The 13,692-nt window shown below is 61.6% G+C and carries 11 protein-coding genes; 5 read left to right on the top strand and 6 right to left on the bottom strand.

What is annotated here, in order from left to right; translation table 11 throughout:
* The first annotated feature begins 93 nt into the window (after window positions 1-93).
* Window positions 94-693, top strand: coding sequence for an outer membrane beta-barrel protein (locus C7S18_RS07130; RefSeq protein WP_106890906.1), 600 nt, complete (start codon window positions 94-96; stop codon window positions 691-693).
* Window positions 694-946: 253 nt separating this feature from the next.
* Here C7S18_RS07130 and C7S18_RS07125 read toward each other — a convergent pair whose 3' ends face one another.
* From C7S18_RS07125 to pdhA, 3 genes are read right to left on the bottom strand one after another with little or no spacing between them, the layout of a single operon-like run.
* Complete coding sequence (locus tag C7S18_RS07125) at window positions 947-2,329, bottom strand: dihydrolipoamide acetyltransferase family protein (RefSeq protein WP_106893951.1); 1,383 nt, start codon at window positions 2,327-2,329, stop codon at window positions 947-949.
* 9 nt (window positions 2,330-2,338) lie between these two features.
* Window positions 2,339-3,319 carry an alpha-ketoacid dehydrogenase subunit beta gene (locus C7S18_RS07120; RefSeq protein ID WP_106890905.1) on the bottom strand — a complete coding sequence of 327 codons (981 nt, stop codon included), beginning with the start codon at window positions 3,317-3,319 and terminating at the stop codon, window positions 2,339-2,341.
* Window positions 3,312-4,391 (bottom strand): pyruvate dehydrogenase (acetyl-transferring) E1 component subunit alpha, encoded by a 1,080-nt coding sequence (gene pdhA / locus C7S18_RS07115; protein WP_106890904.1) that lies wholly within the window; start codon window positions 4,389-4,391, stop codon window positions 3,312-3,314. The genes C7S18_RS07120 and pdhA overlap by 8 nt, the downstream gene beginning before the upstream one ends.
* Before the next feature lie 342 nt (window positions 4,392-4,733).
* On the opposite strand from pdhA, the gene C7S18_RS07110 reads away from it, so the two are divergent.
* Complete coding sequence (locus C7S18_RS07110) at window positions 4,734-7,550, top strand: SMI1/KNR4 family protein (RefSeq protein WP_106890903.1); 2,817 nt, start codon at window positions 4,734-4,736, stop codon at window positions 7,548-7,550.
* A 66-nt stretch (window positions 7,551-7,616) separates the two neighbouring features.
* On the opposite strand, the gene C7S18_RS07105 is transcribed toward C7S18_RS07110, so the two are convergent.
* Entirely contained in the window at window positions 7,617-8,789 is a 1,173-nt protein-coding gene (locus tag C7S18_RS07105) for a GGDEF domain-containing protein (protein WP_106890902.1), read from the bottom strand.
* A 115-nt stretch (window positions 8,790-8,904) separates the two neighbouring features.
* Here C7S18_RS07105 and C7S18_RS07100 point away from each other — a divergent pair, with 115 nt between their 5' ends.
* On the top strand, window positions 8,905-10,809 hold the full coding sequence (locus C7S18_RS07100; protein WP_106890901.1) for an ATP-binding cassette domain-containing protein: 1,905 nt from the start codon (window positions 8,905-8,907) through the stop codon (window positions 10,807-10,809).
* 20 nt (window positions 10,810-10,829) lie between these two features.
* Here the strand turns inward: C7S18_RS07100 and C7S18_RS07095 are convergent, their stop codons facing one another.
* Both C7S18_RS07095 and C7S18_RS07090 read right to left on the bottom strand, forming a co-directional pair.
* On the bottom strand, window positions 10,830-11,183 hold the full coding sequence (locus tag C7S18_RS07095) for a DMT family protein (RefSeq protein WP_106890900.1): 354 nt from the start codon (window positions 11,181-11,183) through the stop codon (window positions 10,830-10,832).
* Window positions 11,183-11,572, bottom strand: coding sequence for a PilZ domain-containing protein (locus tag C7S18_RS07090; RefSeq protein WP_146151805.1), 390 nt, complete (start codon window positions 11,570-11,572; stop codon window positions 11,183-11,185). Before C7S18_RS07090 ends, C7S18_RS07095 begins: the two co-directional genes overlap by 1 nt.
* An 80-nt stretch (window positions 11,573-11,652) precedes the next feature.
* On the opposite strand from C7S18_RS07090, the gene C7S18_RS07085 reads away from it, so the two are divergent.
* Together C7S18_RS07085 and C7S18_RS07080 are read left to right on the top strand one after the other, a co-directional pair.
* Window positions 11,653-12,378, top strand: coding sequence for a response regulator transcription factor (locus C7S18_RS07085; protein WP_106890898.1), 726 nt, complete (start codon window positions 11,653-11,655; stop codon window positions 12,376-12,378).
* Between the two features lie 7 nt (window positions 12,379-12,385).
* A complete protein-coding gene (locus tag C7S18_RS07080; RefSeq protein ID WP_106890897.1) occupies window positions 12,386-13,690 on the top strand; it encodes a sensor histidine kinase in 1,305 nt (434 codons plus the stop codon).
* Window positions 13,691-13,692 lie beyond the last annotated feature (2 nt).

The following is a 13,692-nucleotide window of genomic DNA, read 5'->3' as shown; positions in this document are numbered from 1 at the left end:
TATCCCATTTCGCGCCAGTCTGATCAGGGGCGCGAGCAAGAGCTGCACGGCCTCGCGCACTTCGCCCCCCTTACCCCATCATGGAGATCTTGAATGATCAGGATGTCGCCTGCGCGCGCGTTTCTGTGCGCATTGCCAATCACGACTTTGTTGCTGATTCAGCCCGCTCTGGCTGAGAACTTTTACCTGTACACCGATGTCGGTGAAAGCTCGAACGTGGACCGCTATCAGGTCCATCCAGATGGCGAATCGGGCAATGGGCCACGCATCGGCTATGGTGCAGGCGTCGAGTTTCAATCCGGCTTCGGCATGGAATTGTCGAAGAACAAACTTGGCGAGCGGTATCAAGAGTATTGGTTCTATGGCGACGATGGCATCACGTACGATCGGAGCTTTACCGAGTACGACAGCATTGGGCTATTCGCCACCTACCGATATCGCCCAGAGGAAACGGGCTTCTTCGCTGGCGGCCGGCTCGGCGTGCATCGCTGGAGCCGACGCGCGATGTTCTCCTCACCCAGCATCGACGCCACGTATCAAGACTACCTGAGTGACAATGACCTGGCAGCAGGTCTGGAACTTGGATACCGCTGGCATCCCCAGTGGTCTGCGGCACTGACTTGGACCCACTACGTGGTGGACGAAGTCGACTCGGATCGATTAGCGGTGCGGGTGTCCTATCACTTTAAGTAGACCATCAAGCACGCACGATATTGCGAGTCCTGGCAAACGCCGGACTCGCCGAATACTCAATACCCATAGGAAGGGTCTTAATAAGTCCATCCTGGACTTACAGACCCGCACTGAGTCCGGCACATGTCCGGACTCAGCGCACCAGAATCAAGCACTTGCGTACTTGATTCTGGGCGGGCCATCCATGGCCCGCATCGCCTCTGAACGTGTTCAGAGGCTCCATAGCACTGCGACCTGCACTTAAGCCACGGCGCTATTGCGCACGCGCCAGATCGTCGAGCAGCACCTTAAGAAACCGTGCCGCTTCGCCACCCGTCGCCGCTCTGTGGTCAAACGTCAGCGAAATCGGAATGATCTTGTGCGTTTCGATACCGCCCATCACGGGCACGACTTGGTGGCGACCGCGTCCGGCCGCGACAATCGCAACGCACGGCGGCACGATCACCGGCGTCGCGTAGCGACCCGCAAACATGCCGAAGTTGGACAGCGAAATGGTGTAGCCAGAGAGCTCGCTCGGCGCAATGCTGCGATCGGCGACTTGCGTACGCAGTCGATTGACCGACTCACGAATCGCGCGGGCATCGAGCATGTCGGCGTTACGCAATGCCGGCACAAACAAGCCCTCGTCCGTATCCACGGCAATGCCCACGTCCACGCGGTTGTGCAGCGTCCGGGTTTGATTCGCCATGTCGAACCACGCATTCAGCGCCGGCTCGGCCTTGCACGCCAATACGATCGCGCGAATCAGGCGAACCGTGATGTCCTGACCGGCAATCCAAGCATTGATATCGGCGTCGTCACACAGCGTTGTGGGTACGACCTGCGCGTGCGCCTCGGCCATGATACGCGCCATATTGCGACGCACGCCGCGCAAGGGTTCGGGCTGGCCTTTCGCCGTGACCGTAGGAGGCGTGGTGCGGACCGGTTTGCCCGCGCTCGATACCGGCGCGCGATCGAATCCCGTCGCCGGCCCTGGTGCCGAACTGACCGCAACCGTCGGCGCTGCGGTCGGCACGGGTGCTGACACAATCGGCGTCGCAGGCACAAAGGCTGAAGCCGGATTCGCTGCAGCCGCTTTGACGTCGGCCATGCTGATCGCGCCATCGGGGCCGCTACCGCGCACACGACCGAGATCTACATTGAGCTTCTTCGCCATGGCCCGAACCGCTGGCACCGCCTTGACACCGCCAACGCTCAACGCTTGTTCCTGCTTGACTTCGTTGCTCGCCGTCATCGCACCGACGACCGTGCCGGCGTCTTCGCGAATCTCGACTGTCTGCGTCGCAGCGGGCGCTGCGGCGGCTGCTGGTGCTGCAGCCGCAGGCGCAGGCTTGCTTGGCTTCGGCGCATGGTGATGGCCAGTATCCTGAGCTTCCGCCCGCTGCGGGAGGTTGGCGTCGATCTCGATGTCGCAGATCGGTGCACCGGTGTCCATGACATCGCCGGATTTGCCGTAGAGTTTGGTCACGCGGCCAGAAAACGGCGACGGCACATCGACGACGGCTTTGGCGGTCTCCATCGACACCAGGGGCTCATCGAGCTTGACGACATCGCCTACTTTGACGAACCAGGACACGATTTCTGCGTCTGGCAGCCCTTCACCCAAGTCCGGCAAGAAAAAGGATTTAATCGACATGGCCATGCCTCAACGATAAGCCAGGGTGCGCTGTGCCGCCGCAAGAATGCGATCGACACTCGGGAGATACTTCATTTCTAGCCGGAACAGCGGAATCGGCACGTCATAGCCGGTGACCCGCTCGATTGGGGCAAGCAGATCGAACAGGGACTTCTCAGCCAGATTCGCCGCGATCTCGGCGCCAATGCCGCCAGTACGCGCGGCCTCATGCACGATGACGCAGCGCCCCGTTTTCTTGACGGACTCCTGGATCGTATCGAAGTCGATCGGCTTGACCGTGGCCACGTCGATGACCTCGGCACTGATCCCTTGGGCAGCCAGCCGGTCGGCGGCTTCCAGCGTTTCCTTGACGTGCGCGCCCCAGGTCACGAGCGTGATATCCGTACCGTCGCGCAACACGAAACACACGTCCAACGGCAGCGCCTCGCCATCATCCGGAACCTCTTCCTTGTACTGGCGATAGATGCGTTTGGGTTCGAAGAAGATCACCGGATCCGGATCACGAATCGATGCCAAGAGCAATCCGTAGGCGCGCGCCGGACTCGACGGGATCACCACGCGCAAACCGGGAATGTGCGCAAACAACGCCTCGGGCGCTTCGGAGTGGTGCTCAGGGGCACGAATACCGCCGCCCCAAGGCGCACGCAGCACCATCGGACAACTGAGACGCCCCCGCGTGCGCGTGCGCATGCGCGCCGCGTGGCAAACGATGTGGTCCATCATCGGATAAATGAACCCGTCGAACTGCGCCTCGGCCACCGGCTTCATGCCTTGGAACGCCATGCCAACACTGAGACCGGCGATCGTTGTCTCGTCGAGCGGCGTATCCAACACGCGCTCCGAGCCAAACTTGGCGTGCAGACCCGCGGTGGCGCGGAACACGCCGCCGTTAACGCCAACGTCCTCGCCCAACACCACCACGCTTGGGTCCTGGCGCATCTCATAGGCCAACGCCTGCGTGACCGCCTCGATCAGAGTCACCTCAGCCATGCGTACCGCCCTCCAATCGAAGGACCTCGGCGCGCTGAGCAGCGAGATCGTGTGGCAGTTCCGCGAACATGAAATCAAACATGGCGCTCACGGGCTGCGTCCGCGTTTCCAGATACGCATTCACCTCGGTATCGACCTCGGCATTGGCTTCGGCCTTGAACGCCTCTTCGCGCGCCGCATCCCAAAGCCCGCGCTTTTCGAGCAAGGTGCGAAGCCGCTTTAGCGGCTCGCGCGCCCAGGCATTCTTGACCTCGTCCTCAGGGCGATACCGCCGCGCATCATCGGCCGTGGTGTGATCCGACAACCGGTACGTCACGGCCTCCACGACCGTGCCGCCACCGCCAACGCGCGCCCGCTCGATCGCTTCGCGCATCACAGCGAGCATCGCGATTGCATCATTGCCATCGACTTGCACGCAATGGAGACCACCGGCGATGCCTTTTTGTGCCAGCGTCTCCGCGCCCGTTTGCGCCGAACGTGGCACCGAAATGGCCCATTGATTGTTGACCACAACGCCAACGTAGGGCAGACGATACGCGCCAGCCGAGTTCACCGCGCCGTAGAAGTCGGTTTTCGACGTTCCGCCGTCTCCGACTACCGACACGGCGACGCGCGGCTCCTTCCGCAATTTGAACGCCAGCGCGGCACCGGCGGCATGCAGGCATTGCGTCGCGATCGGCACGCACCAGGGCAAATCGTGCTTCGGGCCGGAGAAATCATTGCCGCGCTCATCGCCGCCCCAGTACATCAGCACGTCGCGCGGCTTGACGCCACGCACAAACTGGACCCCGTATTCGCGATACATCGGGCAAAACACATCCTCATAGCGCATGGCCATTCCGATGGCGACATGTGCCGCCTCGTGCCCCAGGCACGACGCGTAGGTTCCGAGCTTGCCCGTCCGTTGCAGCGCGACGGCCTTGGTATCGAAGAAGCGCAAAAAACTCATGCGGCGATACAAGTCCAGAATGAGATCATTGTCGGCTGCCAGAGCCGGCGCATCGGCCGACAGCTGACCATCTTCGTCGAGATACCCGACGTAGGGAATTGAAAATGTTGCGACCGTATGCACGAAACGCCCTCCGCGTCTGAGTCCGGTTGAATGGCAATTTGATTCCGACCTATGGGGACACCAGAGGTTCAGGCTGCCGCGACCTGCGCCAGACCGCGGCGGCCGCCATTGATAGCAGTCGCCCGCCACCAGAACAAGATCGCCGTGTTTGAAGCGGTCAATGACACCGGTTCCATTCATCCGCTCACAACGACCATGACTTTTGCCAGATCCCCGACGCCTTGAGAATTGAATGAAGTCGGCCAATCGCATAGGCTGGCACTCTGGCTCAAAGTCCGCGGCCATCGGGCTGGCCAATGTCATGGTGCCACCTGCCTGATTGCTGCGGACTGATACGAGCCGATGAATGCGTCCTTGTTCGACCTGCTGACCCTGATTGGCGCGATCGCGTTTCTCGTGCTGATTCTCCAGTGGCGGGCGCTCCTGTCGATGCCGCTCCGCGTTCAACGGGCACGAGCCAGCAACATCGACTTGGCGCGGGCACTGGCGATGGACGACCTGTTGCCGCCGCTTCAAGCCGAGCTCGACGCGCTTCACTTTGCCGGTCCGCATTGGTTCACGCTGGAGCAGGAACCCGAGCAAGTGCGCGGCCTGGCAGTCTTCAGCCATGAAGACGGCACGCAGGTCTTCCTGCTCCCACTGTTCACGTTGGAAAACCCGAACCGCTGCCTCGTCTACCTGATCAGCCGGTTGGGTGATGGTCGACTCGTAATCTCGCAATTGGCCGATCCGTTTTTTGAACTGACGCGCATCGGCGACGAACTGGCGCAGACATTGCCGCCAAGCAGCCTCAGCGACGCTATCAAAGCTCACCGCGCTTGGCGCGATACCCATGGCCACAGTGTGGCCATCGATTCAGCCGAGCGCCTGCATTTGCTGGGCAACTGGCTGACCAAGCGGCGTCAGGCCATGGTGGAAGCCGGCATGGCAGAGACTGCGCCCGACGGGCTGACGCGGTTTCGCATTGGCTTTTCCTGGCGAGCCATGAAGGCCTTCTGGGGGCGCCCTAAATGGCCGGCGAACAAAGACCCGGTACCGATCAACCGCTTGACGCTGATCGCCCAGATGGCGCACCGCTCCCGACAATTCATGCCGCACAGTGGCAATCAGTGGCTGATTTTCGGGCTCAGCGTTCTCTTGTTCGTGGCCCTGGGGTGGCACTTCTTCGGCCTGCCGTTTGCGCTGGTCTTGATGGGGGTCATTGGTGTCCATGAGCTGGGTCATTACCTGGCCATGCGCGCGTTCGGCTATCGAAACGTCCATATGCTGGCGCTGCCGCTGGTCGGTGGCGTCACCATTGGCCAGGAAGCACATCCGGATGCGCTGCATCGCGCGTGGATGTCGTTGATGGGGCCCCTGCCCGGGCTGCTGATTGGGTGGGCGCTATTTTTGTACATTGGGCTGACCAACCCGGTGCAACTCCTCGAGTTTGAGTCACCGCTGACACTCACCACGTACACCCTGCTGTTGATCAACTACCTCAACATTCTGCCGTTTCTGCCGCTGGATGGCGGCCATATCGTGCAGGCCATGCTGCCGCCGCGCTGGTACGTCGTGCGGATCGTGTTCCTGCTGATCGGCGCCGGGCTTGGTATTGCATTCGGTCTGAGTTTTGGCCTCGTCGGCATTGCGATTCTGGCGGGCCTGCAACTGCTCGGCGTAAGCGCGCAATGGCAAACGCGCAAAGCCGTCAAGGACATGATCGACCGCCAGATCATCCTCCAGGACTTGACCACGGCGCGCAAACTGCGCTTGGCACTCGAAGCGTTGGAGCGTGTCGCCGGCCCACCAGTGGTGATTGGTGCGCGCATCAACCAGGCGGAAGACGTCGTCCGGACACTCGATACCCGTGGCATGTCGATCATTGGTCGGCTCGCAACCGCGACCACTTATGCCGGTCTGCTGGTATCGCCGCTGCCCGTCGTGCTCGCCCTGGGGCTATACGCCGGCCTGGCCGGCGGCCTTGCAGCGGTCGGCGCTGATCTCGGCATGAGCGAAATGCAGAATCAGATCAATGAGCGCGTCGAGCGCGAAGATCGCCGCCTCCGCGCGGAAGCGAGCGATCTGACGATGACGCAACTGCTCAACGCGCTGTCGATCGACGATCCGGAACCCGTGCCCGGCCCGGCCAGCCCTGAGGCCATTGCCGCGACGGAAGAACGCCTCGGCACCTCCTTGCCCGAAGCACTGCTGGAGTTTTACGCGCAAAACAACGGGCACCCGGCGGTGGCGATCCTGCCGGTCGAGGAAATCAAGCGTGTCAAAGATGTCGAGGGCGATCTGATGCTGCTCGATGACCCCACGATTCCTGGCGATACCGTTGACATCGAAGTCAGCGACCCGGATCAGGACTGGGACTTCATTCCGGTCAAGAAAGACCTGATTCGCGACTGGGTCTATCTGGGCGGATTTCAGAGCGATGACCTGATCCTGCTTGATCTCGCGGCGACACCCGCGATCAAAGACCGCCGTGTCATCAACTACTTCTTCGAGTCCTCGCACGCCTACCCCGGATTGCTTGCGTTTCTGCGAGAGCAATACCAGCAAGGCAAGATCAGCGACTACTACGAAGTGGCGCATCGTGAGGTTGTGGCCGCGCGAATTCAAGCCGTGAAAGGATACACCGACGACCAACTGCTGGACCTGTTGCCGGCGCCCACCTTTACGATGCTGCTGCTGACCTCAGACCGGCCGGGCAGCGCCGCCAGCGATAGCGACATCAACACTTTTGAACGGAAACACGGCGTCAAGTTGCCCCCAAGCCTGACCGCGCTGTATCAGCGCCACAACGGCTGGCGACAGTACGGACTCGCGGCGCTGAGCGCCGTTCGACCCGTCGATGCCCAGTTTCTGGCGAGCAAACCCGTGGCATGGCGCTTTGATAAGCCCTTCGATCTGGCGCATGAAGGCGAATCGGAACGGCGGTTGAACTTGACCCCGGAAGACCTGCAGCATTGCCTGCTCATGACGGCACTCGACCCCGAATTGCCCATGGGGCCACGCAAGATTGTGTGGTGTGCGACGCCACGCCACCCGGATGCCGTCGTCATCGACCTTGGCAACGACACGGTGTTTCCGTCCTGGCGAATGTTTCTCACGATGTTGGCGGTTGAACACGGACAGCTCGAGCCCGACGCAGCGACCGTGGCCGCCGACTGAAACGACTGCGTTCACGTCCCAGCCGTCGGGCCAGACAAGCAGTAAGACGGATCTCGGTTCAATCGACTAATGCGTCCCCGCCTGGACGCGGTTCCGGCCGGCCGCCTTGGCGGCATAGAGCGCGAGATCGGCCGCGCGGAGCAGCAAGCTCAACTTGCTCTGCCCTTGTTCCGGCACCACCGTTGCCACGCCGATACTGACCCGCAGCGGGATGACTTGATCCCCCACCCGGAATTCGCGGATCTCGACTGCGGCCCGCAACCGCTCGGCAACATGCATGGCGTTGGCTTGATCCGCATCCGGCAAGAGCGCTGCAAACTCTTCACCGCCGTACCGGCCCAACAGATCGCTCGCGCGCAGGCTGTCTTTGAGCGCCGCAACGATTTCGAGCAAGGCCTGGTCGCCCGTCTCATGGCCGAAGCGATCATTGATGCGCTTGAAATGATCGGCATCGACCAGCAGCATCGATACCGGCGTTTGCCGTCGCGCGGCCGCCAGCAAGGTCCGTTCGGCTTCGGCCTCGAACGACCGCCGATTTGCGACACTGGTCAATGGGTCGACTGCGGCAATGCGTTCCAGCTCCGTCTGCAGGCGGTCTTTCGCCATCAGCGCGATCCCCAGCGTCGCGATCATCGGCAAGGACTGGAAGAACACTGACATCGACAAATTGAAGTCGCCAGCGCCGGAGTCCAGTACCCCGAATGCGCTGAGACCGAGGATGATGCAGCGGGCCATCAGAATGGCCGTGCCAATCGTGAACACCGCAAAGCACAGGCGATCCGAATCGAGCCAGGGCCGGGTGCGCACGCGCCACAAGCGCCACGCCGAGAGCGCGATCAGGATCAGCAGAATGGTCGTCGTCCAGAGTTCGTGCCAGACGGGCGCCAGATGCAAAACCTCTGTCAGCACAATCGCCCCAGCCAGCTCACCCGCCGCCAGAAAATGGGTCCAGCGGGGCGCCCGACTGGCCCCCGTGACCAGGCAGAACGCGCGGTAGAACTCAGCGATTGCCACAACCAGCAGAAAATTAGCGGCTAAAGGCGACAGCCAGAACGGCAGCCGTGACTCCAGTGCGATCAACAACCAGACCGCCGGCTGCAGCACGACGCCGTAAGCCCAGTGCCGCAGGCCGCGGTCCAACACCGCATTGTCAGCGCGACGCACGCTGAACAGAGCCAGACTCATCATCAGCGTGTTCAGCGCTGACAGCAGCACAACGGTGGCAAGGTCCAGATTCATAGCCGCCAAGAGTATCAGTTTGTGAAGATCGGTTATGGGCCAAAAGTCGCAACCTGCACACCCGCGCACAACGGCCGAGTCGGCGGCGGCCCGCCTGCCCTGCTAGACTATCCGGATGCTTCAATTTTCCGATCTCGAACTGCGCCGCGGTGGGCGCATCCTGATCCAGGGCCTGTCTGCGCAAATTCACCTCGGTCAGAAAGTGGCCGTGGTCGGGCGCAATGGCTCTGGAAAATCCAGTTTGTTCGCCCTGGTGCTGGGCGATCTGCATGCCGATGCGGGCGATTGCTCCATGCCGCGCAATTGGAAGGTGGGCAGCGTCGCCCAACATGTAGATGCCAGCCCGCAACCCGCGATCGAGTTTGTGCTCGATGGCGATGCCGAGCTGCGCAGCATCGAGGCGGCACTGACAATTGCCGAAGATACTCATGACGCGCACCAGATTGCGCATTGCCATGAGCAGCTCCATGCGATTGACGGCTACAGCGCCAGAGCCCGTGCCGGCACACTGCTGCACGGTCTGGGCTTCAAGCCGGACGAGCAGACCCGCCCGGTCGCAAGCTTCTCAGGTGGTTGGCGGATGCGCCTCGCACTGGCCCGTACGCTGATGCAACGGTCCGACATGATGCTGCTTGACGAGCCCACCAACCATCTGGACTTGGATGCCGTGCTGTGGGTCCAGGACTGGTTGCGGGCGTATCCGGGCACCTTGCTGGTGATTTCACATGACCGCGATTTTCTCGACGCGATCAGCACGCACACACTGCATCTGCATTCCGAGCGCGGCACGATGTACGTCGGCAACTACTCGCAGTTCGAACGCACCCGGGCCGAGCGGCTGCGGTTGCAATCAATGCAGTTCTCCGAGCAGCAAAAGCGCATCGCGCATCTGCAACGATTCGTCGACCGCTTCAAGGCGAAGGCCAGCAAGGCCAAGCAGGCTCAATCCCGCGTCAAAATGATCGCGCGCATGGAGCAAGTGGCCCCGGTGTTGGCCGAGGCCGAATTCGACTTCGAATTCCGGATGCCAGACAAACTGCCCGCGCCATTGATCCGCCTGGACGAGGCTGCTGCGGGTTATGGCGAGCGCACGGTCATTGGCAATATCAAGCTCAATCTCGCACCCGGCGACCGCCTGGGCGTGCTGGGCCCGAATGGCGAAGGCAAGTCGACGTTGATGAAGATGCTGGCCGGCGCGCTGACCACGCGAGCTGGGCAAGTGATCCGCCACCCCGAGCTGAAACTCGGCTACTTCGCCCAGCATCAGCTCGAACAGCTCAACCCGGCCGAGTCACCGATTGAGCATTTCCGCGAGTTGGCGCCAGGGGTTGGTGATCAGGCGTTACGCGATGTGCTCGGCACCTTCAATTTCCGCGGCGACCGCGCATTTGAACCAGTCGGCCCGTTTTCCGGCGGCGAGAAAGCGCGCCTCGCGCTGGCCATGATTGTCTATCAAAAGCCGAACTTGCTGCTGCTCGACGAACCAACCAATCACTTGGATCTGGAGATGCGTCAGGCGCTCGAAATGGCGCTGAATGAGTTCGAGGGCGCAGTCGTGCTCGTCGCCCACGATCGGCACTTGATGGCGGCCTGCTGCGATCAGTTCGTCCGCGTCGCGGACGGCGCGGTGCAAGCGTTCGATGGCGATCTGGATCAGTATGCCGAATGGCTGAGTCGCCGCCGCCGTGCGCAGGCGAACGCAACCAATGCGCCCGTCGCCGTGATTCAAGCGGCCCCCGAGCCTGCCCCAGCCAAGCCCAACAAGGACCAGCGCAAATCGGATGCAGATCAGCGCGCGCGCGAAAAACCGCTACGTGATCGCTTGAAGAAAGCCGAGCAGGCCATGACCAAGATTCAAACCCGCCTGGATGAAATCGCCAACGCGCTCCAAGACGCCGGCCTCTACGAACCATCACGCGCCAACCAACTCCGCGCGATGACCGACGAACAGAGTCGCTTGAAGCAGGATCTGGGCACCGCCGAAACCGAGTGGATGGAAGCCGCCGAAGCGTTGGAGTGACCGCTCGATTTTGGCTGTGCTCAAAACTTCGCAAACACCAGTGCCGCACCGGCAGCAATCAGCGTAAAGCCGAGCAGATGGTTCCAGCGCAGCGGTTCGCCGAGGTAGTACACCGCAACTAAGGTGAACACGGTCAGGGACAGGACTTCTTGGATCGTCTTCAGTTCGGCGGCGGAGTAAACTTGGTGGCCCATGCGATTGGCTGGAACCTGCAGCAGGTACTCGAAGAACGCAATGCCCCAGCTGACGAGAATGACCAGCCACAGCGCGCTCTGCTTGAACTTCAGATGCCCATACCAGGCAAAGGTCATGAACACGTTCGAGGCCAGCAGCAGCAGGATGGGCTGCCAATGGGCCGGTGTCAGTGTCGACATCAGGCCTGCACCTCCAGGAAGCGGGCCTCGTACATCAATTGATTGATCCGCGCTTCCTGGCCGGGATCAAATTGGACGCCCACATGGTCGTCGCCGACGCGGACCACCAAGCCCGAAACCGAGATGACGGTTTCTTGATCGAGCATGAAAAACACGCGGACCGTCGAACGCTCCGCGCCCGCCCATTTGCGCGGTTTGCCGAGTCGGGCGCCGCCTTGGGACAAATCCCACACTTCGGTCAAAAAGCCCTCGTCCGCCAGCACGATCAGGGCGGCGGTGAAAATGTCCTTGCGCGGATGGCGGCGTTTTTCGTGGGCGTCCATGTCGGGATTCAAGCGGCAGTCGGCCCAGAGTACAAGCACGATCCGGGCCGAGGCGAGCGTCTTCACGCAATTATGTTTATTTGACGTATCTTTCACGGTTTTTGGCGCTTAATCGTCACAATTGAACGTCCACCGGAGCAACCACGATGACAATGCGCGAAGAAGGCCCAGGCTTGGTGTTATTGGTCGAAGACAACCGTGGAATTGCCGAAATGGTCGGCGAATTCTTGGAACGCCGGGGTTACAACGTTGACTACGCCAGTGACGGCGTCACCGGCCTGCACCTGGCCGTCACGAACGACTATGACGCCCTCGTGCTCGATCTGATGCTGCCGGGCATGGATGGCTTGCAGCTGTGCCGCAAACTTCGGCATGACGCCAAGAAGTCGACGCCAGTGCTGATGCTGACCGCCCGTGACACGCTGGAGGACAAGCTCGCTGGCCTCGACGTTGGCGCTGACGACTACCTGATCAAGCCGTTCGAAATCCGCGAGCTCGAAGCCCGTCTGAGGGCGCTGATTCGCCGCGATCGCCGACAAGTGTCGGCCGAGGTGCTGCGCGTCGCCGATTTGACGCTCGACACTGCCACGCTGCGCGCCACGCGCGCCGGCAAGGATCTGGATTTGTCGCCCATTGCCTTGAAGCTGCTGATGATCCTGATGCGCGAGTCGCCGCGTGTGGTCAGCCGTCGCGATATCGAGCGCGAAGTCTGGGGCGACTTGCTACCCGATTCCGATACGTTGCGCAGCCACCTGTATAACTTGCGCAAGGCGATCGATAAGCCGTTCAACAAGCCGCTACTGCATACGATCCACAGCTCTGGCTACCGCCTGGCCGACCTCGACGCCGAACTCGCCCAGCACAGCGCCTGAGTTCCTAATGTCGCGTGAATCCGGCGGCGGCTTGCGGAGCAAGCTGTGGGTTGCCTTTGTGATGCAAGTGGTGGCGATTGGTCTCGCCACCCTCTTCGGCGTCTATGCGGCCATGCTCGTGCTGCGCGACGTATTGATCAAACAGGCGCTCGTAAATGAAGCGGCGCACTACTGGACCTTGTTTGACAAGGACCCCGGCGCCAGCCTTCCCAACACTTACAACATGCACGGCTACGCGCGCGCCGATGGGGGTACTGAGGTCAACATCCCCGCTAAGCTCCGCGGCCTTGCGCCCGGCTACCACTCGGTCAATCAGATCGGTGGTGATGACCTCATTTTCGTGTCCGATCATCGCGGGCACCGGCTCTGGCTGATCTTCGATCAGGAGCAGGTCAACAAGCTCGCACTCTGGTTCGGGTTCTTTCCGTTGGCGCTGGTACTCGGCGCGGTATACGTCGTCAGCTTTTTCACGTACCGCATGTCGCGGAGCGCTATCTCGCCGATTGTGCGGCTCGCCGAGACCGTGCGTGCACTGGATCCGCGCCAGCCAGACCTCGCGTCCATCTCGCCCGATCATTTGCCGGGCAACGCCGATCTCGAAGTCCGCACGCTCGCCGAGTCCATACACAGTTTTGCGGCCCGCAACCAAGAGTTCCTCGCCCGTGAGCGGGCGTTCACCCGCGATGCCAGTCACGAGTTGCGCACGCCGCTGACGGTCATCAAGATTGCCGCCGACATCATTGTCTCTGAAGAGACGTTGAGCAACTACGGGCAACGATCGATGGCCAAGATCCGGCGCGCCGTCAGCGACATGGAGAGTCTGATTCAGGCGTTTCTGATTCTCGCTCGCGAGGGCGACATGAGCCTGAAGAACGAACAGATCCTCGTCAACGACATCGTCCGCGATGTGTATGAGCGCGCGCGCGGCATGGTCAGTCAGAAGGCGGTCGAACTGATCTTGGACGAGCAGGCCCAGCTCGTGATGGATGCGCCGCCCGCGGTGCTCAGCATCATTCTGACCAACCTGCTCGGTAACGCTTGCCAATACACTGACCACGGTTCGATCCGCGTCACCGTCGATCGCGAAGGCGTGCAGATTGCCGACTCCGGCTGCGGCATGAGCGCAGACGTGTTGCAACGCGTGTTCGATCCGTTCTTTCGCGGGGGCGATGGCAGCAAGCCGGGCCACGGGGTGGGCCTCACGATTGTGCGACGCCTGAGCGATCGGTTCCACTGGCCGATCAAACTCAGCAGCGAACCCGGTGTCGGCACCACGGCCCGACTCTGTTTGCCCGACACGCGCCTGGCTTGACC

The sequence above is a fragment of the Ahniella affigens genome (assembly GCF_003015185.1).
Lineage (GTDB): Bacteria > Pseudomonadota > Gammaproteobacteria > Xanthomonadales > Ahniellaceae > Ahniella > Ahniella affigens.
This window is presented reverse-complemented; position numbering and strand designations above follow the sequence as displayed.